22 protein-coding genes are annotated in these 24,486 nt (G+C 56.1%); 9 read left to right on the top strand and 13 right to left on the bottom strand.

What is annotated here, in order from left to right; all coding sequences use genetic code 11:
• The first annotated feature begins 2 nt into the window (after nt 1-2).
• Nucleotides 3-1,130 carry a peptide chain release factor 2 gene (prfB, locus tag C0U40_RS14290; RefSeq protein ID WP_101656491.1) on the top strand — a complete coding sequence of 376 codons (1,128 nt, stop codon included), beginning with the start codon at nt 3-5 and terminating at the stop codon, nt 1,128-1,130.
• Nucleotides 1,131-1,145: 15 nt separating this feature from the next.
• On the opposite strand, the gene C0U40_RS14285 is transcribed toward prfB, so the two are convergent.
• The 3 genes from C0U40_RS14285 to C0U40_RS14275 form a co-directional block, all read right to left on the bottom strand.
• Nucleotides 1,146-1,733, bottom strand: a complete 588-nt coding sequence (locus C0U40_RS14285; RefSeq protein WP_101656490.1) for a LysE family translocator — start codon at nt 1,731-1,733, stop codon at nt 1,146-1,148.
• The gene (locus tag C0U40_RS14280; RefSeq protein ID WP_101656489.1) at nt 1,730-3,358 is read right to left on the bottom strand and encodes a choline dehydrogenase; all 1,629 of its coding nucleotides are present in this window, start codon (nt 3,356-3,358) and stop codon (nt 1,730-1,732) included. Before C0U40_RS14280 ends, C0U40_RS14285 begins: the two co-directional genes overlap by 4 nt.
• 97 nt (nt 3,359-3,455) lie before the next feature.
• Complete coding sequence (locus tag C0U40_RS14275; protein WP_101656488.1) at nt 3,456-5,123, bottom strand: hypothetical protein; 1,668 nt, start codon at nt 5,121-5,123, stop codon at nt 3,456-3,458.
• A gap of 138 nt (nt 5,124-5,261) precedes the next feature.
• Between C0U40_RS14275 and C0U40_RS14270 the strand changes: the two genes are divergently transcribed.
• On the top strand, nt 5,262-5,945 hold the full coding sequence (locus C0U40_RS14270; protein ID WP_286134996.1) for a thiamine diphosphokinase: 684 nt from the start codon (nt 5,262-5,264) through the stop codon (nt 5,943-5,945).
• 13 nt (nt 5,946-5,958) lie between these two features.
• On the opposite strand, the gene C0U40_RS14265 is transcribed toward C0U40_RS14270, so the two are convergent.
• Nucleotides 5,959-7,338 carry an L-serine ammonia-lyase gene (locus C0U40_RS14265; protein ID WP_101656487.1) on the bottom strand — a complete coding sequence of 460 codons (1,380 nt, stop codon included), beginning with the start codon at nt 7,336-7,338 and terminating at the stop codon, nt 5,959-5,961.
• Between the two features lie 203 nt (nt 7,339-7,541).
• On the opposite strand from C0U40_RS14265, the gene rpiA reads away from it, so the two are divergent.
• The 6 genes from rpiA to C0U40_RS14230 all read left to right on the top strand — a co-directional run bounded on the left by rpiA (nt 7,542) and on the right by C0U40_RS14230 (nt 13,806).
• Complete coding sequence (gene rpiA, locus C0U40_RS14255) at nt 7,542-8,330, top strand: ribose-5-phosphate isomerase RpiA (protein ID WP_101656485.1); 789 nt, start codon at nt 7,542-7,544, stop codon at nt 8,328-8,330.
• 10 nt (nt 8,331-8,340) lie between these two features.
• A complete protein-coding gene (gor, locus tag C0U40_RS14250; protein ID WP_101656484.1) occupies nt 8,341-9,690 on the top strand; it encodes a glutathione-disulfide reductase in 1,350 nt (449 codons plus the stop codon).
• 86 nt (nt 9,691-9,776) lie between these two features.
• Nucleotides 9,777-10,946: an FtsH protease activity modulator HflK gene (hflK, locus tag C0U40_RS14245; RefSeq protein WP_101656483.1), complete on the top strand. Its 1,170-nt coding sequence runs from the start codon at nt 9,777-9,779 to the stop codon at nt 10,944-10,946.
• Nucleotides 10,943-11,854: a protease modulator HflC gene (hflC, locus tag C0U40_RS14240; protein WP_101656482.1), complete on the top strand. Its 912-nt coding sequence runs from the start codon at nt 10,943-10,945 to the stop codon at nt 11,852-11,854. Before hflK ends, hflC begins: the two co-directional genes overlap by 4 nt.
• Complete coding sequence (locus C0U40_RS14235) at nt 11,854-12,042, top strand: DUF2065 domain-containing protein (protein ID WP_101656481.1); 189 nt, start codon at nt 11,854-11,856, stop codon at nt 12,040-12,042. Before hflC ends, C0U40_RS14235 begins: the two co-directional genes overlap by 1 nt.
• 285 nt (nt 12,043-12,327) lie before the next feature.
• Nucleotides 12,328-13,806: a Do family serine endopeptidase gene (locus tag C0U40_RS14230; protein ID WP_101656480.1), complete on the top strand. Its 1,479-nt coding sequence runs from the start codon at nt 12,328-12,330 to the stop codon at nt 13,804-13,806.
• Nucleotides 13,807-13,910: 104 nt separating this feature from the next.
• Here the strand turns inward: C0U40_RS14230 and C0U40_RS14225 are convergent, their stop codons facing one another.
• From C0U40_RS14225 to tkt, 9 genes are all read right to left on the bottom strand, one after another.
• Nucleotides 13,911-15,224 (bottom strand): pyruvate dehydrogenase complex dihydrolipoamide acetyltransferase, encoded by a 1,314-nt coding sequence (locus tag C0U40_RS14225; RefSeq protein WP_101656479.1) that lies wholly within the window; start codon nt 15,222-15,224, stop codon nt 13,911-13,913.
• Nucleotides 15,225-15,236: 12 nt separating this feature from the next.
• Nucleotides 15,237-16,634: a pyruvate dehydrogenase complex E1 component subunit beta gene (locus C0U40_RS14220; RefSeq protein ID WP_101656478.1), complete on the bottom strand. Its 1,398-nt coding sequence runs from the start codon at nt 16,632-16,634 to the stop codon at nt 15,237-15,239.
• A gap of 11 nt (nt 16,635-16,645) precedes the next feature.
• Nucleotides 16,646-17,635, bottom strand: coding sequence for a pyruvate dehydrogenase (acetyl-transferring) E1 component subunit alpha (gene pdhA / locus C0U40_RS14215; RefSeq protein WP_101656477.1), 990 nt, complete (start codon nt 17,633-17,635; stop codon nt 16,646-16,648).
• A gap of 190 nt (nt 17,636-17,825) precedes the next feature.
• Nucleotides 17,826-18,089 (bottom strand): FtsB family cell division protein, encoded by a 264-nt coding sequence (locus C0U40_RS14210; RefSeq protein ID WP_069299238.1) that lies wholly within the window; start codon nt 18,087-18,089, stop codon nt 17,826-17,828.
• Nucleotides 18,090-18,291: 202 nt separating this feature from the next.
• On the bottom strand, nt 18,292-19,185 hold the full coding sequence (locus C0U40_RS14205) for a fructose bisphosphate aldolase (protein WP_101656476.1): 894 nt from the start codon (nt 19,183-19,185) through the stop codon (nt 18,292-18,294).
• A 38-nt stretch (nt 19,186-19,223) separates the two neighbouring features.
• Nucleotides 19,224-20,423, bottom strand: a complete 1,200-nt coding sequence (locus C0U40_RS14200; RefSeq protein WP_101656475.1) for a phosphoglycerate kinase — start codon at nt 20,421-20,423, stop codon at nt 19,224-19,226.
• A gap of 8 nt (nt 20,424-20,431) precedes the next feature.
• Complete coding sequence (locus C0U40_RS20215; RefSeq protein WP_180957712.1) at nt 20,432-20,575, bottom strand: hypothetical protein; 144 nt, start codon at nt 20,573-20,575, stop codon at nt 20,432-20,434.
• A 40-nt stretch (nt 20,576-20,615) separates the two neighbouring features.
• Nucleotides 20,616-21,617, bottom strand: coding sequence for a type I glyceraldehyde-3-phosphate dehydrogenase (gene gap / locus C0U40_RS14195; protein ID WP_101656474.1), 1,002 nt, complete (start codon nt 21,615-21,617; stop codon nt 20,616-20,618).
• 144 nt (nt 21,618-21,761) lie between these two features.
• Nucleotides 21,762-23,780: a transketolase gene (tkt, locus tag C0U40_RS14190; protein ID WP_101656473.1), complete on the bottom strand. Its 2,019-nt coding sequence runs from the start codon at nt 23,778-23,780 to the stop codon at nt 21,762-21,764.
• A 207-nt stretch (nt 23,781-23,987) separates the two neighbouring features.
• On the opposite strand from tkt, the gene C0U40_RS14185 reads away from it, so the two are divergent.
• Nucleotides 23,988-24,485, top strand: a complete 498-nt coding sequence (locus tag C0U40_RS14185) for a hypothetical protein (RefSeq protein ID WP_145991942.1) — start codon at nt 23,988-23,990, stop codon at nt 24,483-24,485.
• Nucleotide 24,486: the final 1 nt, after the last annotated feature.

The raw sequence follows: 24,486 nt of genomic DNA, 5'->3' as shown, positions 1-24,486 counted from the left end.
TTATGCGTGCAGAAATCGAGAATATTGCGGCCAATATCGGCAATTCGCTGGAATTGCTGAAGCAACGCATGGATTGGGAAACCGCCGGGCACCGGTTGGAAGAATTCAACGCCATGTCCGAAGACCCCGATCTTTGGAATGATCCTGACAAGGCACAAAAACTGATGCGCGAACGTCAGGCGCTGGTGGACGCGATGGGGACTTATACCTCGCTGCAACAGGAACTGACGGATAATCTCGACCTGATCGAATTGGGCGAGATGGAAGACGATGCCGATGTCGTTGCCGAAGCCGAAGAGGCGATCCGCAAACTGGCTAAGGTTGCAGCGCAAAAGGAACTCGAAGCCCTGCTGGACGGAGAGGCCGACGCCAATGACACCTTCCTTGAAATCAACGCAGGGGCAGGGGGTACGGAAAGCTGTGACTGGGCCTCTATGCTGGCGCGGATGTATGTGCGTTGGGCGGAAAAACAGGGCTATAAGGTCGAGGTCCAGTCCGAACAGCCCGGCGATGAAGCAGGGATCAAATCCGTTTCTTACAAGATTTCAGGCCATAATGCCTATGGCTGGCTGAAATCCGAAAGTGGCGTACACCGTCTGGTGCGGATTTCTCCGTTTGATTCTGCCGCCAAGCGGCACACGTCGTTTACATCGGTCTGGGTCTACCCTGTGGTGGACGACAATATTGAGATTGAAGTGAATCCCGCAGATATCCGCATCGATACGTATCGTTCCTCCGGGGCCGGTGGTCAGCACGTAAACACCACGGATTCGGCGGTACGGATTACCCACCACCCGACAGGCATCGTTGTGACCAGTTCGGAGAAATCCCAGCACCAGAACCGTGACATCGCAATGAAAGCGCTGAAGTCGCGGCTTTACCAGATGGAGCTGGACCGCCGTTCCGCCAGCATCAACGAAGCCCATGAAAACAAGGGCGATGCGGGGTGGGGCAACCAGATCCGGTCCTACGTTCTTCAACCATATCAGATGGTAAAGGATCTGCGCACGAACTATGAAACCTCTGACACCAAGGGTGTTCTGGACGGGGATCTGACCCCGTTTATGGAGGCGGTACTGGCGCAGGATGTGGCGGGCATGTCCCGCGCGGACGCCCAAGGCGAAGGCTGATTGCACAGCGCTCTGTCAGGCTGACAGGGCAGCAAGCCCGACCACTGCAATCATAGAGATGGCCATCACAACATTGATTGCCCGCTGTTTGGCGGGCGGCAGGTTCAGCCGTTTCAAAGAAGCGCCGGACCAGAGCCAGCCGAAATGCACCGGAACCCAGATCAGGTTGATGATCGTAAACTTGATCAAGACTTCGGCCAGTAACGCATCGGGCCAGAGGATAAAGCCGGAAAACAGCGTAGTTCCGACCACATAGGCTTTGGGATTGATCGCCTGAAGCGTGACAGCGGCCCAGAAACCGGGTTGCTTGCGCGCCTCGATAAAGGCGATTTTAGTACCTGCCAGCGCGATGCGGGCTGCCAGATACAGCAGATAGAGCGTTGAGAGTGTCAGCAACGCAAGACGCAACCCGTTGATCTGGAACGCAATTGCGGCAAGTCCCGAAACCACCGCGAGCGAAACAAGGTTAGAGCCCACAAACAGCCCAGCAACATAAGGCAATCCGGCGCGAAACCCGTAGGCCGCGCCGAGCCCTGCCGTAGACAAAACACCCGGTCCCGGTGTGATCAGCAAAAGCAGGACGGCAAAGGTAAAAGTAATCATGACTGAAACGCAAAACTTGCGTGAAACGGGGCGAGCGGTTCGGTGCCGGAAATGCGATCGGCAATCTTGGCGGCGATCATCTGGGTCGGCGCATTCAGATTTCCGCTTGGGATCATCGGCATCAGGGAGGCATCCACAACCCGCAATCCTTCGGTTCCGTGGACACGGCCTTCATCGTCCGTGACGGCATCAGGCTCGTCGCCCATCTTGCAGGTGCCGCATGGGTGGAAATCGGTCTCCGTATTCTGCCTGATCCAAGCAGAAATCTGGGCGCGATCGTTGGCGGCGCCACTGTCGAACAGTTCCGCGCCCGCCAGACCTTTAAAGGCCTTTTGCGATACAAGATCCCGCACCATTCCAACACCTTCCGCCAGTTCCGAAAGGTCTGCGCTGTCCGCCAGATAATTGAACTTGATCAGCGGTCTGTCTGCCGGATTTGCGCTGGCCAAGGTGACAGCGCCACGGGAGCGAGGGCGTAGTAAGTCTACGTGGAAGGAAAACGCCTGATTAACCGTGATTTCGTCGCCGTTATATTCAAACCCCATCGGCCCGAAATGATATTGCAGGTTGGGATAGGGCGTGTCGCGATTGGAGCGGACCAGACCTCCGGCTTCCCAGATATTGCTGGCCGCCGCCCCCTTGCGCGTAAAAAGCCACCATGCCCCCGCCAGACCCTTTCGCAATGGATTGTTGATGCGATGGATCGGGTAACGTTTCAGGCTCTCGAATTGCAGAATGAATGTAGGGTGGTCCATCAGGTTGCGCCCGACGCCCTGAAGGTTGACCCGACAGTCGATCCCGAGTTTGCGCAGGTCTTCCGCAGGACCGATGCCTGCCAGCAGCAGCATCTGCGCGGAATTGATTGCCCCTGCGGACAGGATCACCTCGCCACATTCGACCGTGTGACGTTCCCCGTTCCGGCTGTAGGTTACGCCAGTGGCGCGGCTGCCTTCAAACGTGATCCCCAGCACTTGTGCCCGCGTTATCAGTGATACATTGCCACGGGCAAGCGCGGGGCGCAGATGGGCCACCGCAGCAGAACACCGCCGCCCGTTCCACCGTGTCGCATCGAAGCGGGCCACGCCTTCGGGATTGTACCCGTTCAGATCGTCAGAGCTTCCCTGTCCGGCCTGTTCCCCTGCATCCAGAAAAGCATCATAGAGCGGATTGTCATAACTGCCTCTTGTCACCCCCAAAGGCCCCGAACCACCGCGCCACGCATCAGCCCCGCGATCTGATGTTTCGCCAGCTTTGAAGTAGGGCAGGCAATGGGCGTAAGACCAGTCGGCCAGCCCGTGGTCTTTGGCCCAACTGTCGTAGTCAAGCGGATGGCCCCGCATGTAAACCATCGAGTTTATGGAAGAAGACCCGCCGACAACCCGCCCGCGCGGGCAGGCAATGCTGCGGTCGCCCAGACCAGTGTCTGCCTCTGTCTGATAGTTCCAGTTGATTTTCGGATCGCGCCACGCCCTGTAAACGCCTGCGGGAATATGGATCATGATATCGCGGTCCGGTGGTCCGGCTTCCAGTACCAGAACAGATTTGGACTGGTCCGCCCCCAGTTTGTTGGCCAGTACGCATCCCGCCGATCCGGCGCCCACGATGATGTAATCGAAACTGTCCATAGCTGAGATCCCCTCTTGGTGCAGATTTGAACACCAAGACAGACAAAACCGCCAGCGCGAACCGGCGGTTTCGGAAGATTTTAATTCTCTGTGTGGTTCAGCCGGCGAGCCGGTCCTTGAACCCGTGACGGGCAGATTTGGAAATGGTGTAGCTGTCCTGTTTGACCCGCAGGATTCGACCGTCGCGCATCAGACGGTTCAACGAACGGTTGGCTGCATCTTCGGAGATATTGTTCTCTTCCATATAGCCACCGATGGTCTCGATGATCCGTTCCTGACTGAAGCGGGGCTCGTTTTCAACGATGCTGAGGTACGCAGCAGAAGCTTCCAGCAGTTCGTGCAGGGTATTTGCTCCGATCTTGCGGGCAAAAGCTTCGAAACCGTTTTCCGGTTGAGATGCCGCAGGCGCTTTATTCTTTTCTTTCGCAGCCTCTGACATGCTGGGGCGAACGATTTTCAGATCGGGCTTCGGGTCTGCCCAAGTTTCGGACCGGGGCGCGCGGGTAATAAATTCAGCGGCCTGGCTTTGGCCATCAGCCGCGGACTTTTTTACGCGATCGGCTGCCTCCGCAGCATCGTCTGAGGCGACACGCTGGTCTTTGCCCAGAATGAGCGTTGCGATCGGGTTGCGGCCACGGGGCGTTCCGGATTTGGCGACGGGGCGGGTCAGTTGCACTGCCTCGTCGTGATCTTGCTGTGCCTTGCTCATCCGGTTTTTAAATTCGCCCGGATCAACTTTCAGGTCCTGAACCGTCGGGCGTTCGGTGCGTGTCTGGCTCGGAGGTGTGCGCAGACGACGTTCTGCCTCTGTCGCTGCGACAGCGGCTTTCAACCGTTTCAAAGCGTTGGACTTACGTGAATGGGCAGGTGTTTCCAGCTTGGAATTTGTGGTCTCCAGCAGCCGTTCCAGTGCTTCTTCTTCCCGCTTGATGGCGTCACGCGCGATTTCGTCGGCGTTTTCAACGGCAAGAATGCTCGACACAGCTTGGGCAGCAGCTTCTGCATCTTCGCGGTAGCGTGCGGCTTCCTCTTCCTCAGCGGCCAGTGCTTCTTCTTCGGCCAGAGCCTGCAATTCTGCAGCAAGTTGGTCCTGTTCGGCTTCGGCTTCTTTTGATGCTGTGTTTTCAGCTTCGTCTTCGAAGGTGTTCAGCTCTGTATCGTCAAATGCGAATGTATCTTCTTCATTTTCTTCTTCCGCATCAATCAGCGCAGAGGCCGGCAGGGCGGGTTCGGATTTCGCAGGCGCCAGTGCTCCGCGACGGGAAGAGAACACGGCGGCTTCAACGAAAGGCGAATCTTCCTTGGTGCGGGGTGCCGGTTTAACCGGTGCTTTTGCAGCCTGTTCCTGACGTTTGGCAGAGATGGAGCGGGTAGAGGCGAACAGCGGCGTTTGATCAGCGTCTTCCGCAGCCGGTGTTTCTACAGCAGGATCGGTTTGGAACGGGGCAGGGTTGGGTTCGGCCGGTTTGTGTTGCGGGACGGGTTTCGCGGCTTCTTCGCTGTCGAGCACATCAGCCTTACGCAGGGTGATGCCGGTATCAGTCACTTCAGCATCAACTTTGTAAGGGTTCGCATCTTTCGCAATCTGGTGAAGGGCGTCGTGATCCGGCTTCAGCGGTTCGCCCCCGAAGTAGCGGTCCTTCTGGGCAAGTTTGCGAAAATATTCGGCGACGAGCTGCATAGTGGTGAAAGGATCGTCAAATCCTTCCAGCGTGCAGGAGAAAGTGCCGTAGGACACTGTCATTATTTTTGGATGCGATTCCATGATAAAACCCTACTACTCGTTACTACTCTGATACTACGGTTAATTTACTACCTTGCGATGGCTCACCCTAGAAAAAAAGTCTAAAAGCTTCGTGAATCGCCGGGTTACTTGCCGGATTGAACCCGATTAGGAACCAATTTGGAAGACTTTAGCCGCATTGTTCACACAGCTTCTTCCGTGACCTTGCTTGGGGGCGGCGCAGCACGGGAATCAGATCTCAGAGAATCCCTTGATTTTGCTCCACTTCTTGTCTGTGCAGACGGGGGCGCAAACCATGCCGCAGAATGGGGGATCAGACCCGCTGGGATCATTGGTGATATGGACAGTTTTTCGGACGGTTTACGTATGGGAATCGGGGCGCCTCTGGCCGGTGTTCCGGTGCTGGAACTGACAGATCAAAATACGACCGATTTCGAGAAGTGTCTTTCAGTGGTTCGGGCCCCTTTGGTGATCGGAGTCGGCTTTTTGGGCAAGCGTCTGGACCACCAGCTTGCCGTTCTGAACGGGCTTTGCAAACACGCAGATCGTAAAATTGTCCTGATCGGCGCAGAAGATATCGTGTTCCGCGCACCGCCCGTATTAAGTGTTGATCTGCCCGCAGGCACCCGTGTTTCCCTACATCCTTTGACGGGTTCGCAAGCCCGCAGCACGGGGTTGCGCTGGCCGGTAGAAGGGTTGGATTTTCAACCCGACGGACAGATCGGCAGTTCGAACGCCGCGACCGGAGGAGAGATGCGCCTTGAAACGCTCGGCGGACATCTGCTTGTGATGTTGCCGCGCCTGTTTCTGGGCGCGGTCATCGGTGCATTGCAGGCTGATTAGCTCAGGGTGTCCGTCAGCAGGCAGGCAGGTTAACAGCCAGCCCGCCCAGCGATGTTTCCTTGTATTTGTCCGACATATCCTGTCCGGTTTGGCGCATTGTTTCCACGCAGGCATCCAGTGAAACCAGATGCAGCCCGTCGCCGCGCAAGGACAGGGACGCGGCGCTGACCGCCTTGATCGCGCCCAGCCCGTTGCGCTCGATACAGGGGGCCTGCACTAGCCCCTTGATCGGATCGCAAGTCATTCCGAGGTGGTGCTCAAGGGCGATTTCTGCTGCGTTTTCAACTTGCTGTGGTGTGCCGCCAAGGACAGCACACAGCCCTGCTGCAGCCATAGCAGAGGCCGAACCGACCTCTCCTTGACAGCCCACTTCGGCCCCTGAAATCGAAGCGTTGTTCTTGATGATCCCGCCAATTGCCGCCGCGGTCAGCAGGAAATCGACAACGTCTTCCCGCTTGGCTGTCGGCACGTGATCCAGATAATAACGGATGGTGGCCGGCACCACACCGGCAGCGCCATTGGTGGGGGCTGTCACAACCTGCCCACCGGCGGCGTTCTCTTCATTCACAGCCATCGCATAGGCAGCGATCCAGTCGTTGATCACATGGGGCGGGGTCAGGTTCTTGCCTTGTTCTGCTTGTAACTGGCTGTGGATCCCCATTGCACGGCGCTTTACGTTTAACCCGCCGGGCAGGATGCCGCCGGTTTCCAGACCTTTGTCGATACAGCGTTCCATCACCTCCCAGATGCGCATCACCCGTTCATGCAGGTTTTCGGCACCGGAGCGGATCAGCTCGTTTTCCCATTTCATCTGTGCGACAGACTTGCCGCTTTCCTTGGCCAGTGCCAGCATATGGTCGGCGTTGCGGAACGGGTAGGGCACCTCTTGGGGCACCGCGCCGAGTTCGGCTTCCACCTGCTCCATTTCCTCTGCCGAGGCGACGAATCCGCCGCCAATAGAGTAATAAATCTGCTCTACCAGAATTGCGCCATGTTCATCCTTGGCCCAGAACTTCATCCCGTTCGCATGGCCCGTCAGGACGGTTTCATAATCGAAAACAAGGTCTTCTTCGGGATCGAATTTATATTCCGGATGGCCCGCTGGCTTCACTGTCTTGTGCAAGGCAATCCGTTCTTCCGCCATTTTAGCCGCATCGGGATCGAAATCATCAGGGGTAAATCCGTCGAGCCCGAGGACCACAGCCTGATCGCTCCGGTGGCCTTTGCCGGTGAAGGCAAGCGAACCGTGCAGGGAGGCGCCAAGACTGCTGGCGCTGATCCCTTCGGATTTCAGCTTTTCCAGAAACTGCCCTGCAGCTGTCATTGGCCCCATTGTATGGGAAGATGAAGGGCCAACCCCGACCTTGAAGATTTCAAAGATGCTCAGAAACATTTTATTCCGTTCCGTTACCTGTTTTTCCCTGAATGGCCCGCTGCAGCCGTTGTTGCTGCACCATATCCGACGTTCTGACCCCGCAAACAACCGGATGCCGATAAAAACGGGGCGAAAAACTGTTGAATGCGACCAATTCCCGCTCGCAGGAGGCGCCATAAAGACCTATACAATTGCCAGACACAACAACCAAAGGGCCTGTCATGAGCAGTGAGTTCTCTCCCATCGATAAAGCGAAATTCGTAGCTGCCAAGCGCGCGGTGGATTACGTGGACGACGGTATGCGCGTCGGCTTGGGAACCGGATCGACCGCCGCATGGATGGTCAAGATGCTGGGCGAACTGGTGCGTGACGAAGGGTTGAAGATCAAGGCCGTTCCCACATCCAACCGCACTGCCCAACTGGCGCGGGATGTCGGGATCGATGTTTTCACCCTCGACGAAGTGAAATGGCTGGACCTGACCATCGACGGCGCGGATGAGTTTGATCCTCATCTTAACCTGATCAAAGGCGGTGGCGGGGCGCTGTTGCAGGAAAAAATCGTTGCAACCGCTAGCGACCAGATGGTCGTGATTTCGGATGCCAGCAAATCCGTCGAAACGCTCGGGGCCTTCCCGCTGCCCGTAGAGGTGGTGAAGTTCGGCTGGCAGACCACCAAGGAACTGATTGAGGAATGCCTGTCTAATGTGAACGTTTTGGGCAGCGCTGTTTCCTTGCGCCTGCAGAACGATGCACCGATGCTGACAGACGAGGGCCATTATATTCTGGATCTGCACCTCAAGCGGATCGAAAACGCACGGGAACTGTCGCTGATCCTGAACCAGGTGCCGGGCGTTGTGGAAAACGGCCTGTTCCTTGACATCGCTGACGCCATTGTGATCGGCCACGGGGATGGTCGCGTTGAAGTCCGTGATATTAACAACGGAACGGTCGAGAATGAACAGATTGATATTCTCCTGAACGAGAACCTGTTCGCCGACATCGAGGATTAAGGAAGTTACTATGTCTTTTGATTATGACCTGTTCGTCATTGGTGGCGGCTCGGGCGGGGTGCGTGCGGCACGTGTGGCGGCGCAAACAGGGGCAACGGTCGGATTGGCCGAAGAATTCCGTTATGGGGGCACATGCGTGATCCGCGGCTGTGTGCCCAAGAAGCTGATGGTCTATGCTTCGCAGTTTTCCGAAGCCTTTGAAGATGCCAAAGGGTTTGGCTGGACCGTGGGGGATACATCGTTTGACTGGGGGACATTCATTGCCGCCAAGGATAAGGAAATCGACCGGCTTGAAGGAATCTACAACAAGAACCTGAAGGCAGCCGGTGTAAATCTCTATGACAGCCGTGCGATTGTAACCGGTCCCCACGAGGTAACCTTGTCCAGCGATGAGGTGATCACCGCCAAGACCATTCTGGTTGCGACAGGCGGAACACCTTTCGTGCCGGACGTAGAGGGCAAGGAACTCGCGATTACCTCCAACGAGATTTTCGACCTGAAAGAGCAGCCAAGACGCGCTGTCGTGGTTGGAGGCGGTTATATTGCCTGTGAATTTGCCTGTATTCTCAATGGAATGGGCACTGAGGTCACACTGCTTTACCGTGGCGAACAAATCCTGCGCGGCTTTGATAATGAAGTGCGTGATTTTGTTGCGGAAGAAATGCGCAACAAAGGGGTGAATGTGGTTGTCGGGGCGGACGTCTCCAAGATGGAGCAAACCGGCGACGGTATTGTTGTCAGCACGGACAACGATCAGACCTACACTGTGGATCAGGTGCTTTATGCCACCGGACGCAACCCGCATTCTGCCAATATGGGGCTGGAAGACGTGGGTGTTAAACTCGGCCGCAAGGGTGAAATCGTCGTCGACGCCTATTCCTGCACTTCTGTCCCGTCGATCTATGCGGTGGGCGATGTGACAGACCGTGTGGCACTGACGCCGGTTGCGATCCGCGAAGGCATGGCGTTCGTGGAAACCGTGTTCAAGAACAACCCAACAAGCCCGGATCACGGCCTGATCCCGACAGCTGTCTTCACCCAACCGGAAATCGGCACAGTCGGCCAGACCGAAGAGGAAGCCCGCGAAGAAGGCGAGGTAGACATCTACAGCGCCGCATTCCGCCCGATGATGCATGTTCTGGCGGACCGCTCCGAGCGGATGCTGATGAAGCTGATCGTTTCAAAAGCCTCCCGCAAGGTGCTGGGGTGTCATATTGTGGGCCACGGTGCCGGAGAAATGATACAATTGGCAGGAATCGCCGTGAAAATGGGCGCAACTAAAGAAGATTTCGACCGGACAGTTGCTGTCCACCCAACGGCGGCGGAGGAGCTCGTCACAATGTCTACGCCAACGCGATAAGCGTTGGGGAGACGGTTGATATTTCGAGAATAATAGCCACTTAGAGGGCTGGTAGCTGAACACCTGACGAAAGGACGCTAGGTAACATGGCAGGAAACAATTCAGGGGGTCCCTGGGGCAGCGGCGGAAATCGCGGCGGCGGAGATGACAACAAGGGGCCGGATCGCGGTGGCGACAAAGGTCGCAGACCCACCGGCGGCAACCAGCCGCAAATGCCCGAAATTGACGAGATCGTGCGCAAGGGGCAGGAACAACTTCGCGTATTGATGGGGGGGAAATCCGGCAATGGTGGCGGCACTGGCCGCAGCTCCGGTGGCGGCGGTTTTCCCGGCGGCGGTATCGGCCGCGGAACGATCGGGATCGCTTTGCTGGTGGCACTGGCGCTGTGGACTTTTGCCAGTTTTTACCGCGTGGACACTTCGGAACAATCTGTTGAGCTGCTGTTTGGCAAATATGTCGAGACCGGCGAAGAGGGTCTGAACTTTGCCCCTTGGCCGTTCGTGACCAAGGAAATTCGCGCCGTTACCCGTGAAAACACCGAAGACATCGGCGTTGGGCGGGGCACCCGTGGTGACAGCGGTCTGATGCTGACCGGCGACGAAAACATCGTTGATATTGATTTTCAGGTGGTCTGGAACATCAGCGATCTGCGCAAATACCTGTTCAACCTCGGCGATCCGGAAAACACCATCCGTGCTGTATCCGAATCCGCCATGCGCGAGATTATCGCCCGTTCGAACCTTGCACCGATCCTGAACCGCGACCGTGGTGCGATTGCGCAGGAATTGCAGGAGCTGATTCAGGCGACGTTGGACAGCTATGAAAGTGGTATGAACATCGTGCGGATCAACTTCGATAAAGCCGACCCTCCGCAAGAAGTAATCGATGCATTCCGCGAAGTACAGGCAGCCGAACAAACCCGCGATACGCTGGAAAAACAAGCTGATGCCTACGCAAACCGCGTTGTGGCCGAGGCTCGTGGTAAAGCGGCGCAGTTGCTGGAACAAGCTGAAGGCTACCGCGCGCAGCAGGTAAACCAGGCCGAAGGTGAGGCTGCACGTTTCGTAGCGGTATACGACGAATACGCCAAAGCCCCCGAAGTTACCCGCAAGCGTCTCTATCTTGAGACTATGGAAAGGGTCTTAGGCGATGTGGACAAAGTCATCCTTGATGACAATGCCGCTGGTGGTCAGGGCGTTGTGCCTTACCTGCCGCTCAATGAACTTAACAAAACACGCGGGGGAGCAGATCAATGAAGCGTTTGCAATTTCTTGCACCGGTCCTTGCGGTTATCCTGATCATTCTGTCGAGCGCGGTTTATATCGTGGACGAACGGGAAAAGGCCCTGCGCCTGTGGTTCGGTGAAGTTACAGCCGAGATCACTGATCCCGGTCTCTATTTCAAGATTCCGATGTTCCATGAGATCATCAAATATGATGACCGTATCCTTGCAATGGACACGCAACCTCTGGAGGTTACGCCACTGGATGACCGCCGTCTGGTTGTCGATGCTTTCGCACGCTGGCGGATCAGCGATGCCAAAACCTTCCGCCGTGCGGTGGGTGTTGGTGGTGTCGATGGCGCACGTCCACGGCTGGAACGCATCCTGAACGCAGAACTGCGTGAAGTGCTGGGGAGTGTAACATCCGGTGCAGTTCTTTCTGCGGATCGTGTCTCCTTGATGAACCGGATTCGGGACCAGTCCCGCAGTGAAGCTTCCTCTCTGGGTGTTGAGATTGTTGACGTTCGGATCAAACGGGCCGACCTGCCGACGCAAAACCTTGAAGCCACATTCGAACGGATGCGTGCAGAACGGGAACGGGAAGCTGCGGATGAAATCGCCCGCGGTAACGAAGCCGCACAACGGGTTCGTGCTCAGGCTGACCGTACAGTTGTTGAAACCGTTTCCGAAGCGCAGAAGAACTCGGACATCATCCGTGGTGAAGCTGACGCAGCGCGTAACGCGATCTTTGCCGAAGCTTTCGGGCGCGACGAAGAATTCTTCGCCTTCTACCGGTCGCTGTCGGCATACGAGAAATCCCTTGGCGGCAACAACACCTCTATGGTGATGTCGCCCAACAGCGAGTTTTTCAACTATCTGAAAAACGACGCAGGGACAGAGAGCCAATCGCCTGCGGCACAGACACCGGCAATCGGGCAATAATGCGCGATCTGCTTATGGCGCTTGGCCTTATGGCCGCAATCGAGGGGCTGGTGCTTGCACTGGCCCCTTTGCGTTTGGAAGAACTGGTGAAGATGCTGGCTTCCATGTCTCGGAACCAGAAGCGTGGGATCGGTCTGTTTGTTCTCGCCTTCGGGGTCGCACTGGTCTGGCTTGCCCGCCACTTCTAGGGCTGCGCTTTAGCTTGTCAGCGCGGTACATGGCAGGAGGTTTGACCCGCCTGATGCTAAGGCGATATGGTTGCCGCGAATAATAAACAAAACTGATTTTAATGCCCGCCGACAGGATGAAATTTGCCCGATCGGCACTAAATGGAGCAGAAACGGCTCACGGAAGTTTCACCTTTTGTTGCAGTTCCATCCGTTGCATTGTTGCGCCAACGCGGGGACACTGGAACAGATAACGCCGGTCTTCGAGCAGTCGTTCCGAGCGCTTCGTGAATTGAGGAGAACACAATGAAAGCAATTGCAGCACAGCCTGCGCGGACCCGAAACTCCATAATGGCTTACGCCGCCGGAGCCTTGGTGACGCTGGCCTTCCTGATCGTCCAGACACTTGGCGCTGCAGCCCGTGGCGCGCCGGACAGCTTTGCTGATCTGGCCGAACGTCTCAGCCCTGCTGTCGTGAATATTACCACCAGTACTATGGTTGCAGGGCGCAATCTGCCCGCAATGCCGCGCGCGCCCCGTGGCTCGCCCCTTGAAGAACTCTTTCCGGATCTGTTCGGTCCGCAAGGAAATGGCGAAGAACGCCAGCGCCGCGCCTCTGCCCTTGGGTCGGGTTTTATCATTTCCGCTGACGGTTATATTGTGACCAACAATCATGTGATTGACGGTGCGGATGAAATCCAGATCGAATTGTTTGACGGCGGCCCTTTGCTTGACGCCAAACTGATCGGCACCGACGAGAAAACAGACATCGCGCTGTTGAAAGTCGAAGCAGAAGCACCGCTGCCATTTGTAGCTTTCGGGGACAGCAACGTGTCCCGCGTGGGCGACTGGGTGCTGGCCATCGGCAACCCGCTGGGGCAGGGGTTTTCTGTCTCTGCCGGTATTATTTCGGCGCGCAACCGTTCACTGCGGGGCACCTATGACGATTACATCCAGACAGATGCGGCAATTAACAAGGGTAACTCCGGTGGTCCGCTGTTTGATATGGACGGGAATGTGATCGGGGTAAACACAGCCATTATCTCGCCTACGGGCGGTTCCATCGGCTTGGGCTTTGCCATGTCATCCAATGTCGTGACAAAGGTCGTGGCGCAGTTGAAGGAATACGGCGAAACCCGTCGCGGCTGGCTCGGCGTCCAGATTCAGGACGTTGATGAAGATATTGCCGAAGCGGTCGGTCTGGATTCTGTCAAAGGCGCATTGGTTAGCAACGTGCCCGAAGGACCAGCCAAGGAAGCCGGTATTCTGGCCGGCGACATCATCCTGAACTTTGACGGGAAGGACGTTTCTGACACCCGTGGGCTGGTACGCGCTGTTGGCAATGCCGAAGTGGGCAAGGCCGTACGCGTTGTGGTTTTCCGTGAAGGAAAGACCATGACCCTGAAAGTGACCCTTGGCCGCCGTGAGGACGCAGAGCGCGATCCGGTTGTTCCAGTGGTTGACGAAGGGGACGCAGGGCCGACCGAGCGGGAAGCCATGGGAATGCGCTTTACCGCACTTACAGGCGAACTGCGGAGCCAGTTGGGTCTGGATGACTCTGCCAAAGGCGTTGCAGTCCTTTCGGTAGATGAATCGTCGGACGCCTTCACCAAGGGCCTGCGGGCAGGGGATCTGATCTCTGAGGTGGGCCAGAAGCCTGTAACCACCCCCAAGGATGTGACAGACGCGCTGAAAGCAGCCAATGACGCCGGGCGCAAGTCCATCCTGCTTCTGGTGCACCGCGAAGGCGAACCCCGCTTTGTGGCGCTGTCACTGGACGATTGATGTGACGGGCAGGGCCAGCCATAGGCTGGTTCCCGCAGTTAAAGAAAAAGGGCGCCGGAAACACCGGCGCCCTTTTTTGTGTGACTTTTTGTGCCGCGTTGCCGTCAGACCAGCATCGACATCGGCTTTTCGATATATCCGGCAAAGGCTGCAAGGAACTGCGCGCCAAGGGCTCCGTCGATGACCCGGTGATCCACAGACAATGTCACCGACATCATTGTCGCCGCAGTCAGTTCGCCGTCCGCACCTACGATCGGCATTTTCTGGCCCGCGCCAACCGCAAGAATCGAGCCGTGTGGCGGGTTGATCACCGCATCGAAGTTTTCGATCCCGAACATGCCCAGATTGGAAATAGCAAAGCTGCCGCCCTGATATTCATGGGGAGCGAGTTTGCGGTCCTTGGCACGGGTCGCAAGGTCTTTCATTTGCTCTGAAATCACGCCGAGCGCCTTTGCCTCTGCATCCTGAATGACAGGGGTAAAGAGACCGCCTTCAATTGCCACCGCCACGGCAACGTCGCTGGCTTTCATCTTGAGGATGCGATCACCGGCCCAGACTGCGTTACAGTCCGGTACGTCTTGCAATGCCTTGGCACTGGCCTTGATGATGAAGTCATTAACCGACAGTTTCACACCGCTGTCGGCCAGCCCTGCGTTGATCTCGCTGCGGGTTTTCAGCAGCGCGTCCAGATTAATGGACCGGCGCAGGTAGAAGTGGGGAATGGTCTGCTTGGCTTCAGTCAGACGCGCAGCAATTGTTTTCCGCATCCCGTTGAGGGTGACTTCCTCATACTCCCGCTCCGAATACATCTTTTTGACGGTTTCGCTGTCCACCGAAGAGGCTGGCGCAGGGGCAGGCGCTGCCTTTTCTGCGGCTTTAGATGCGGCGGGCGCATCCGAGGCTTTGGCGGTTTCTACATCTGCCTTCACAATACGCCCGCGCGGGCCGGACCCTTTGATCGTCGTCAGGTCGAGCCCCTTGCTTTCCGCAATGCGCCGCGCCAGAGGCGAGGCAAAGATGCGTTCTCCGTCTTTCTTCGGAGCGGGTGGGGCCGAAGCGGTGGCCGTTGTTTCCTTCGGCGCGTCGTCAGGCTTTGCTGCTTCCGCCTTTTCGGTTTTGTCCGCCGCGTCAGGTTTTGCCTCTGCTTTCGGGGCAGGGGCTGCATCTGCGTCCTCTCCGTCTTCAAGCAGGGTTGCGATGGGGGTGTTTACTTTCACACCCTCTGTGCCTTCCTCGATCAGGATTTTGCCGATGACACCTTCGTCCACCGCTTCAAATTCCATGGTGGCCTTATCGGTTTCGATCTCCGCCAGCAGATCACCGCTTTTAACGGTGTCACCTTCTTTAACCAGCCATTTGGCCAGTGTGCCTTCCTCCATCGTGGGGGACAAAGCGGGCATGAGGATTTCTATAGCCATGTGTTTGTCTCCTTAGCGGTAGGTTACGGATTTGACAGCCTCGATCACCTCGGGTGTGGTGATCAGCGCGTGTTTTTCCAGATTGGCGGCGTAGGGCATGGGTACATCTTTACCGGTACAGTTAATGACAGGCGCATCAAGATAGTCAAAGGCCTGCTGCATCAGAACCGAGCTGATGTAGTTGCCGATAGAGGCTACAGGAAAACCTTCTTCTACTGTAACGCAGCGGTTGGTTTTCTTAACGGATTTGACAATTGCGTCGGTATCCATCGGCCGCAGGGATCGCAGGTCGAGCACTTCGGCATTGATGCCTTCCTCGGCCAGTGCATCGGCTGCTTCCAACGCGTATTTCATGCCGATGCCAAAGGACACTATGGTTACGTCATCCCCTTCACGGGCAATTTTCGCCTTGCCGATGGGGACGGTGAAGTCATCCAGTTCCGGTACGTCGAAGGACTGACCATAGAGGATTTCATTCTCAAGGAAAATCACCGGATTGGGATCGCGGATCGCGGATTTCATCAGACCTTTATAATCCGCAGCAGTGTAGGGCATCACAACCTTCAGACCGGGAATTTGCGCATACCATGCAGCGTAATCCTGACTGTGCTGCGCCCCAACACGAGCCGCAGCGCCGTTCGGGCCACGGAACACCATCGGTGCCCCCATCTGTCCGCCGGACATATAGAGCGTTTTGGCGGCAGAGTTGATGATCTGGTCAATCGCCTGCATGGCAAAGTTGAATGTCATGAATTCTACAATCGGGCGTAGACCGGCAAAGGCTGCGCCAACTGCGATACCGGCAAACCCGTGTTCGGTGATAGGTGTGTCGATGACACGGCGCGCGCCGAATTCTTCCAGCAGGCCCTGACTGATCTTGTAAGCGCCCTGATACTCGCCCACTTCCTCGCCCATCAGGAAGACTTCGTCGGTGCTGCGCATCTCTTCGGCCATTGCGTCACGGATGGCTTCACGTACGGTCTGTTTTTTGAACTTGGTGCCTTCGGGAATGTTCTCCATCGGTATTTCAGGCATGTCGCCTGCGGCTTGTGCGGCAGGTTTAGTGCTGACATCCGCGGAGTCGTCCTCTGCGTCGCTGCTTTCGCTGTCGTCTGCCTGCGTATCCTGTGAACCGCTCGCGGCATCCTCTGCGGCGGAAGCATCTTCACCGTCTTCCAGAAGCACGGCAATCGGCGTGTTTACCTTTACGCCTTCAGTGCCTTCTTCGATCAGGATTTTGCCGATAACACCTTCGTCCACAGCTTCGAATTCCATCGTGGCCTTGTCTGTTTCGATTTCTGCCATGATATCGCCGGAGGCGACGGTATCGCCTTCCTTAACCAGCCATTTGGCCAGAGTACCTTCTTCCATCGTTGGCGAAAGGGCGGGCATGAGTATTTTTGTTGCCATGATTGAGTTCCTTAAGCGTAGATGTCGGTAAAGAGTTCGTCGAGCGCGGGTTCAGGGCTCTCGGTGGCGAAATCGGCGGCTTCCGACACGATCTTTTTGACCTCTTTGTCTATGGCCTTCAGTTCGTCTTCGGTGGCGTGTTTGCCTGTCACCAGAAGGTCGCGTACGTGATCAATCGGGTCTTTTTCCGATTTGACCTTCTGGACTTCCTCGCGCGTGCGGTACTTCGCAGGATCGGACATGGAGTGTCCGCGATAGCGATAGGTTTTCATTTCAAGGATGTATGGACCGTTGCCAGCGCGGCAATGCGCAAGTGCGCGGTCGCCTGCCTCTTTCACGGCCAGCACATCCATTCCGTCCACGGCTTCACCGGGAATGCCGAAGGCTTCGCCACGGGTGTAAAGTTCGGGTGTCGAGGAACCCCGCTGCAAGGAGGTGCCCATCGCATACTGGTTGTTTTCGATCACAAAGATACAGGGCAGTTTCCAGAGGCTCGCCATGTTGAAGGTTTCGTAAACCTGACCCTGGTTTGCCGCGCCATCGCCGAAATAGGCAAAGGACACATCATCTGTACCCATGTACTTGTTGGCAAAAGCCAGACCAGCCCCGATAGGAACCTGTGCCGCAACGATACCATGCCCGCCATAAAACCGTTTTTCGGCCGAGAACATATGCATGGAGCCGCCCTTACCTTTGGAATAGCCGCCTTCGCGCCCCGTAAGTTCGGCCATAACGCCTTTCGGGTCCATCCCGCAGGCAAGCATGTGCCCGTGATCGCGGTAGGATGTGACCCGCTGATCGCCTTCTTTGGCCGCAGCTTCCAGACCGACAACAACCGCTTCCTGACCGATATAAAGGTGGCAGAACCCGCCAATAAGGCCCATGCCGTAGAGTTGTCCTGCCTTTTCCTCAAATCTTCGTATCATCAACATTTCGCGGTAGTGGCTCATGAGCTCTTCTGCCGAGACATTGGATTTGGATGATTTCTTGGCTGCGGCCATGAGGTGTCTCCGAGATGGTTTAATATTAAACTATATTATAATGGAACTCCTGCGGAATTACACCTGTTATTTTCGCCTGACAGACAGGGTGCGGAATTATGCTTCCGGCTATTGTCCTACAGCACAAAAAAAGACCGCCGTCTTGGGAACAGCGGTCAATTCATTTTGCACCTTGGGGAAATGTCGGGTGTTACTGGATGATAATTTCATCCCCTCTTGCCATGCCGAGAACCTTGCGGGCCCGTTCGTCCAACAGATCCAAATCGAGGTAACTGTCTGAAAGACGCCGGGTCTTGTTCTGTAGGATCTCGCGTTCTGCATGGAGTTGTGCCAACTGCTGTTTCAAAGCGGCCTCATCCGCTTCAATCTGCACCCGGCGGAAGTGGCCGTAATCACCTTGCACAGCAGCAAAGACGAAATAAGCAGACAAAAGGAATGCCGTGATGAAAAGCATCACCGTGCCAATCGCCGCCCCTGTTTTACCTTGCTGTATCAAAACTGGCTCACCTCGTGACCCGTTCTTATGACGGGTTGTACGATGACTATAGGCCAAGCGAATCGAGATGTGAATCCCAAAACGAATCACTTGGCAAAGTTTTTTTAAGATCATCGGGGGGAAGGGCTGCTGACCTTCGGTCGCAGCCCTGTCAATCCGGCTAGCAGGCGTTAGAAGCCTCGCAGATGCTGTCGATCGTAGCAGCAATGGTTTTGTTAAACTCTTCGTCGGATTGATCCGCAGAGAGACCTTCGGTCAAAGCACGGGAAAAACTGGCGATCATGCCGTTGTTTTTGGACAGGCGGGCGTTCGCCTCATCCCGTGAATAACCGCCCGACAAAGCAACAACGCGCATGACAGCAGGGTGGTCTACCAGCGGTTGATAGTGGTTCGCTGTTTCCGGCAGCGTCAGTTTCAACATAACCTGCTGGCCTTCAGGCAGTTTTTCCAGATGGCGGATAATAGAAGACAGCAGCAGTTCCTCGGCTTCGGCTTTGTCGTTGATGGAAATGGTCACTTCAGGTTCGATGATCGGCATCAGGCCGTGGCCGTAGACCTGCGCTGCAACCTCGAACTGTTGGGCAACGATAGCTTCAATGCCGCTATCGGAGGCTGCATCAATAACCGAACGCATTTTTGTGCCGAAAATCCCTGCATCCGCGGCGCGGGACAATGTGGCATCCAGTCCGCCAATCGGTTTCATCAGTTTCACGCCGTCTGCTTCGTCTTCCAGACCTTTGTCGATTTTCAAGAACGGCACAACGCCCCGCTCTTCCCACAGATAAGTGGCAGTGGGCTTGCCTGCGATCTCACGGTCCATAGTCATTTCAAAGAGGATCGCGCCGATAACCTTGTCACCGGTAAAGGCGGGGGCTTGTGCGATGCGGGCGCGCATACCATGGATCAGGTCGAACATTTCCTCGTCGTTGGAATAGGCATCCTCTTTCACACCATAAAGCCCCAGCGCCTTGGGGGTGGAGCCGCCGCTTTGATCGAGGGCAGCGATAAAGCCTGCGCCGGATTGCATTTTTTCGGTCATTGCAGAGTTTGGCATATCTGGGTCCGTTCTGTTGGTCGTTTTGTTGTTTTATATCAATTATTTGCTTTTTCGAGAGCGGCAACGCCGGGCAGGGTTTTACCTTCCAGCCACTCCAGAAAAGCGCCACCGGCGGTGGAAATATAGCTGAAATCATCCGCAGCACCACTGGTGTTCAGCGCGGCGACCGTATCGCCGCCCCCTGCAACAGAGACAAGGCGTCCGGCTTTGGACAGGCTTGCAGCGTGCAAGGCAGCGGCGTCTGTTCCCGTGTTGAAAGGCGGGATTTCAAAGGCACCAAGCGGTCCGTTCCAGACCAGCGTTTTCGCAGCGTCCAGCACGGATTTGACCCGCGCAATGGATTTCGGACCGGCATCAAGGATCATCTGATCCGCGGGGCAGGCATTCACGTCACAAGTGTGGGCCTCGGCACCGGCTTTGAATTCGGAAGCGGTAACAACGTCAACGGGCAGAACCAGTTCACAGTTGCCCTCTTCGGCCTTGGCCATAATCTTGCGCGCGGTGTCGAGCAGATCATGCTCGCAAAGGGATTTGCCCACGTTCACGCCTTGGGCTGCAAGAAACGTGTTCGCCATGCCGCCGCCGATGATGATCTGGTCTACTTTCGGAATCAGATTGCCCAGAAGGTCCAGCTTGGTCGAAACCTTGGCACCGCCGACCACGGCTACAACCGGATGGGTCGGGGTGGACAGCGCTTTTTCCAGCGCTTCCAGTTCTGCCTGCATCAGGCGACCGGCGCAAGCGGGCAGATGGGCCACGACGCCTGCGGTAGAGGCGTGCGCGCGGTGGGCGGCAGAGAAGGCATCGTTACAGTAGATGTCTCCGAACGCTGCCATTTTTTCCGAAAATTCGGGGTCATTGGCGGTTTCACCCGGATAGAAACGAGTGTTCTCCACCAGCAGGATCTCACCGTTTTGCAGGGCTTCGGTCTGGGCCACGACGGTTTCGTAAGTGTCGTCATGGGTGAACTGTACCGGCTGGCCGAAATGCTCTGACAGGGCAGGGAGCAGATGGACCAGAGACATCTCCGGCACGGTCTTTCCTTTGGGACGTCCAAAATGTGCCAGCAGAACCACGCGTCCGCCTTTATCCACGATTTCCTTAACCGTGGGGACGATCCGTTCAATCCGCGTGGCATCGGTCACTTTTCCGTCTGCCATTGGTACGTTGATGTCTACACGGGTCAGCACCCGTTTTCCGGCAAGGTCAAATGCGTCGAGCGTTTTCCAGGTCATCAGGTTTCCTATCGCCAAAAAGCTATCCAGTCGATCAGCCGCAGCAGTTCCCGCCCCCAAAGGATGAGATACTCGGCTTCGTTGAACTGGATATCTATCACCACCAGTGCCACAAGGCACAGGCCCAAAATCATCGCTACAGTATTATTCATGGTCGCGGCCGCCCGTTGGGAAAACGGGCAGCGCGGCCCGTCAAATAAGTTTGCCCATTGCTACAGCCGTGTCGGCCATACGGCAAGAGAAACCCCACTCGTTATCGTACCAGGAGAGCACGCGCACAAGGTTCCCGCCCATCACCGTAGTTTGCAGCGAAGCAAAGTTAGAGGAATGGGTGTTGTGGTTATAGTCAATAGAAACAGTCGGTTCGTCGCCATATTCCAGAATGCCCTTCATCGGACCTTCGGCAGCAGCCTTCATTGCTGCGTTAACTTCTTCAACAGACGTATCGCGTACGGGGATAAACTTCAGGTCTACCGCCGAAACATTCGGAGTAGGCACACGGATGGCAGAACCGTCCAGCTTGCCTTCCAGTTCGGGCAGCACCAGACCTACCGCTTTGGCTGCACCTGTTGTGGTCGGGATCAGCGACATGGCGGCAGCGCGGGCACGGTAGAGATCCTTGTGGCGACGGTCCAGAGTTGGCTGGTCGCCTGTGTAACTGTGGATTGTGGTCATAAAGCCTTTGTCGATGCCGATTGCATCGTTCAGAACCTTCGCAATCGGAGCCAGACAGTTGGTTGTGCAGGATGCGTTTGATACAATCAGATCCTCGGCTGTCAGATCGTTGTGGTTCACACCGTAAACGATTGTCTTATCGGCCATTTTTGCAGGGGCAGAGTTCAGGACACGTTTCGCACCCTGTTTCAGGTGGACTTCGGAGGCACCTTTGTCGTTGAATTTTCCGGTGCACTCCAGAACCACATCGACACCGGACCAGTCGAGCTCTTCAGGGTTGTATGTAGAGAACATCCGCATGTCGTTCCGGCCCACATTCATGGTGCCTTCGCCGATTGTAATCTCGCCGGGAAAGCGTCCGTGAATGCTGTCATATTTCAGAAGATGGGCTGTGGTTTCCAACGGACCTGTTGCGTTAACAGCGACAACTTCGATGTCGTCCCGTCCGCTCTCAATGATGTGGGCCAATGTGCAGCGACCGATCCGGCCAAATCCGTTAATGGCGACTTTGACAGCCATGGTATTCTCCTAAAGTCCGAAAGAGATGTGGTGGGCGGGATAGCTCACCACTCGTTACGAACCGCGTAAACGCAAGACGCCCGAAAGGGAACCTTCGGGCGTCTCGTTTAGTGGCTATGTTAACGTTAAAGTCGGATGTTAACGTTAAAGCAGGTTCTTTACTTTCTCGGCCAGTGCATCGGCAGTGATGCCGAAGTTGGAGTAAAGCTCTTCTGCGGGTGCAGAAGCGCCAAAGCCTTCCATACCTACAAAGTCCGCTTTATTGGCTTTGCCCCGTTCACCGGTCAGCCATTTGTCCCAACCAAAGCGGGCGGCAGCCTCGATCCCGACACGTACCGGACCGGCTGGCAGGACCTTGCGGCGGTAGGCTTCGTCCTGTGCTTCAAACAGTTCCCAGCATGGCATGGATACAACCCGTGTGCCGATCCCAAGCGCTTGCAGCTTGTCGCGCGCATCCAGTGCGATTTCCACCTCGGAGCCGGTGGCAAGCAGGATCGCCTGACGTTTGCCCTCGGCTTCAGCCAGAACATAGGCGCCTTGTGCGGTCATGTTCTTGTTGGTGTGTTTGGTGCGTACCGTGCGCACACCCTGACGGGTCAGGGAGAGGACAGAAGGCGTGGACTTGGAAGACATCGCCAGTTCCCAGGCTTCTGCGGTTTCCACTGTGTCGGCCGGACGGAACACCCAAGTATTCGGTGTTGCGCGGGAAATCGCCAGATGTTCGATCGGCTGGTGGGTCGGACCGTCTTCGCCAAGACCGATGCTGTCGTGGGTCATCACAAATACCGAAGGCACACCCATAAGCGCTGCCAGACGCATGGCTGGACGGGCATAGTCGGTGAAGCACATGAATGTCCCGCCGTAAGGGCGGACACCACCGTGCAGCGCCATACCGTTCATCGCAGCGGCCATGCCGTGTTCGCGAATGCCGTAGGCCACGTGGCGGCCCTTGCGGTTGCCCGGCTCGAACCAGCCAAGCCCGTCGGTCAGGGTATTGTTGGATCCTGTCAGGTCGGCAGAGCCACCGATGGTTTCTTTCATGATCGGGTTGATCACTTCCAGAGCCATCTGGCTGGAGGCCCGTGTCGCCTTTTTCGGCTGCTCTTCGGAAACCTTGCGCTTGAGCTGCTTGATCACCGCAGACAGACGTTTGTGCGGTGTGCCGCTGATCACGCGGTTGAATTCGGACTGACGGTTATCTGAAAGCTGTGCCAGACGCTCGTTCCAGGCGTTGAATTCTTCATTCCCACGGGAACCGATGGCTTCCCATGCGGATTTAATGGCGGCAGGGATTTCAAAGGCGGGGTAGGGCCAGTCATAAAATTCGCGCATCTGTTCCAGTTGCGCATCCTTAATGGCGTAGCCGTGGCCTTTGTTCGTGTCCTGCACGCCTTCAACACCGACAGCGATGGTGGTTTTGCAGGCGATCATCGAAGGCGTGTTGGATTTCTTCGCAGCGGTCAGGGCGGCGTCGATTTCATCGGGGTTGTGGCCGTCGCATTCAAATACGGACCAGCCTGCTGCCTTGAACCGTTTTTTCTGGTCGGTGATGTCGGAAAGTTCGATCTTGCCGTCGATAGAGATGTTGTTGTCATCCCACAGTACAATCAGCTTGCCCAGCTTCTGTTTCCCTGCAAGGCCAATAGCTTCGTGGCTGACGCCTTCCATCAGGCAGCCGTCACCTGCGATAACATAGGTGTAGTGGTCCACTACGGATTTGTTGAACCGTGCGGCCATCGACTGTTCGGCCATTGCCATACCAACAGCTGTTGCGATGCCCTGACCGAGTGGGCCGGTCGTCGTTTCGATCCCTTTGGCGTGGCCGTATTCCGGATGGCCGGCAGTTTTCGCGCCCCACTGGCGGAAATTGCGAATTTCCTCCATGGTCATGTCTTCATAGCCCGTCAGGTGCAGCAGACCGTAAAGCAGCATGGAGCCGTGTCCGGCAGAAAGCACAAAACGGTCCCGATCCGGCCAGTCTGGATTGGCCGCATCAAACTTCAGGTGTTTCTCAAAAAGCACAGTCGCTGCATCGGCCATACCGATTGGCATGCCCTGGTGTCCGGACGCTGCGGCATGGACGGCGTCTGCTGCCAGAATGCGCAAGGCTGCGGCTTTTTTCCAATGGTCGGGATGGTTGATCTTAAGCTCTGAAATGTCCACGAAAGGCCCTTTCTTCGGGGGGATGCGCTTGGGAATGGTTGCCCTGTGATAGCAACTCAGCAAGGTTGGTCAAGCGATTGAAATGGGTTTACATCAGCTTTCTTTCGCAGCGAATTGTTTTTCCACTAGGAAAATGGTCATAATGGCCTCATAAAAATGATTCGCGAGCAGTTGACAGGCTGTCAGACACGAGCAGTAGGTGAAATGATGACACAATTTCCTAAGATTCAAGCGCGTTTTGATGCGGCGCTGGCGGTTTTCGAAGATGCCGCAGACAACAGTGCAGATGCAGGAAAGCTTGAAGAACAGGCTGCCAAAATCGAACGGCTTCAAGAAGAATTGAGCACGGCGCAAGACGCGCTCGACGAAGCGAAGGCGCGGATCGACGAAGTGGAAGCAGAGCGCAAGGCCGCCGAAGAGAAGGCTGAAAGCCAGCGCATGTCATTGGTCAAACAGATCGATACGCTCGACAAAGCGCGCGAGACCAACGAGAAAAACCTCGCCAAGGCGCGCCAGTACAACAAACACCTCAAAAAGCTGAACAGCGGTCTGCGCAAGCAGAATGAAGAACATGTAGGCGATGCCGACCTTATCAATGCCTCGCTTGAGGCCGAGCTGAACCAGATCAAGGAACAGCGCGATGTGGATCTTGAAGAAGTAAATGGCATCCTTGCCAGAATGACGCCTCTCGTGGAGGGCAATTAAT

Origin of the sequence: Neptunicoccus cionae, from assembly GCF_002860325.1 — a bacterium.
In the GTDB taxonomy this organism is placed as follows: Bacteria; Pseudomonadota; Alphaproteobacteria; order Rhodobacterales; family Rhodobacteraceae; genus Amylibacter; species Amylibacter lutimaris.
The sequence above is the reverse complement of the archived record's forward strand: the minus strand, read 5'-3'. Positions and strand labels throughout refer to the sequence as shown.

What these genes read in the sequence shown, in the direction of transcription:
- prfB (WP_101656491.1), top strand. Translation starts at nt 3, where the DNA reads ATGCGTGCAGAAATCGAGAATATTGCGGCCAATATCGGCAATTCGCTG.
- C0U40_RS14285 (WP_101656490.1), bottom strand. Translation starts at nt 1,733, where the DNA reads ATGATTACTTTTACCTTTGCCGTCCTGCTTTTGCTGATCACACCGGGA.
- C0U40_RS14280 (WP_101656489.1), bottom strand. Translation starts at nt 3,358, where the DNA reads ATGGACAGTTTCGATTACATCATCGTGGGCGCCGGATCGGCGGGATGC.
- C0U40_RS14275 (WP_101656488.1), bottom strand. Translation starts at nt 5,123, where the DNA reads ATGGAATCGCATCCAAAAATAATGACAGTGTCCTACGGCACTTTCTCC.
- C0U40_RS14265 (WP_101656487.1), bottom strand. Translation starts at nt 7,338, where the DNA reads ATGTTTCTGAGCATCTTTGAAATCTTCAAGGTCGGGGTTGGCCCTTCA.
- rpiA (WP_101656485.1), top strand. Translation starts at nt 7,542, where the DNA reads ATGAGCAGTGAGTTCTCTCCCATCGATAAAGCGAAATTCGTAGCTGCC.
- gor (WP_101656484.1), top strand. Translation starts at nt 8,341, where the DNA reads ATGTCTTTTGATTATGACCTGTTCGTCATTGGTGGCGGCTCGGGCGGG.
- hflK (WP_101656483.1), top strand. Translation starts at nt 9,777, where the DNA reads ATGGCAGGAAACAATTCAGGGGGTCCCTGGGGCAGCGGCGGAAATCGC.
- hflC (WP_101656482.1), top strand. Translation starts at nt 10,943, where the DNA reads ATGAAGCGTTTGCAATTTCTTGCACCGGTCCTTGCGGTTATCCTGATC.
- C0U40_RS14235 (WP_101656481.1), top strand. Translation starts at nt 11,854, where the DNA reads ATGCGCGATCTGCTTATGGCGCTTGGCCTTATGGCCGCAATCGAGGGG.
- C0U40_RS14230 (WP_101656480.1), top strand. Translation starts at nt 12,328, where the DNA reads ATGAAAGCAATTGCAGCACAGCCTGCGCGGACCCGAAACTCCATAATG.
- C0U40_RS14225 (WP_101656479.1), bottom strand. Translation starts at nt 15,224, where the DNA reads ATGGCTATAGAAATCCTCATGCCCGCTTTGTCCCCCACGATGGAGGAA.
- C0U40_RS14220 (WP_101656478.1), bottom strand. Translation starts at nt 16,634, where the DNA reads ATGGCAACAAAAATACTCATGCCCGCCCTTTCGCCAACGATGGAAGAA.
- pdhA (WP_101656477.1), bottom strand. Translation starts at nt 17,635, where the DNA reads ATGGCCGCAGCCAAGAAATCATCCAAATCCAATGTCTCGGCAGAAGAG.
- C0U40_RS14210 (WP_069299238.1), bottom strand. Translation starts at nt 18,089, where the DNA reads ATGCTTTTCATCACGGCATTCCTTTTGTCTGCTTATTTCGTCTTTGCT.
- C0U40_RS14205 (WP_101656476.1), bottom strand. Translation starts at nt 19,185, where the DNA reads ATGCCAAACTCTGCAATGACCGAAAAAATGCAATCCGGCGCAGGCTTT.
- C0U40_RS14200 (WP_101656475.1), bottom strand. Translation starts at nt 20,423, where the DNA reads ATGACCTGGAAAACGCTCGACGCATTTGACCTTGCCGGAAAACGGGTG.
- C0U40_RS20215 (WP_180957712.1), bottom strand. Translation starts at nt 20,575, where the DNA reads ATGAATAATACTGTAGCGATGATTTTGGGCCTGTGCCTTGTGGCACTG.
- gap (WP_101656474.1), bottom strand. Translation starts at nt 21,617, where the DNA reads ATGGCTGTCAAAGTCGCCATTAACGGATTTGGCCGGATCGGTCGCTGC.
- C0U40_RS14185 (WP_145991942.1), top strand. Translation starts at nt 23,988, where the DNA reads ATGACACAATTTCCTAAGATTCAAGCGCGTTTTGATGCGGCGCTGGCG.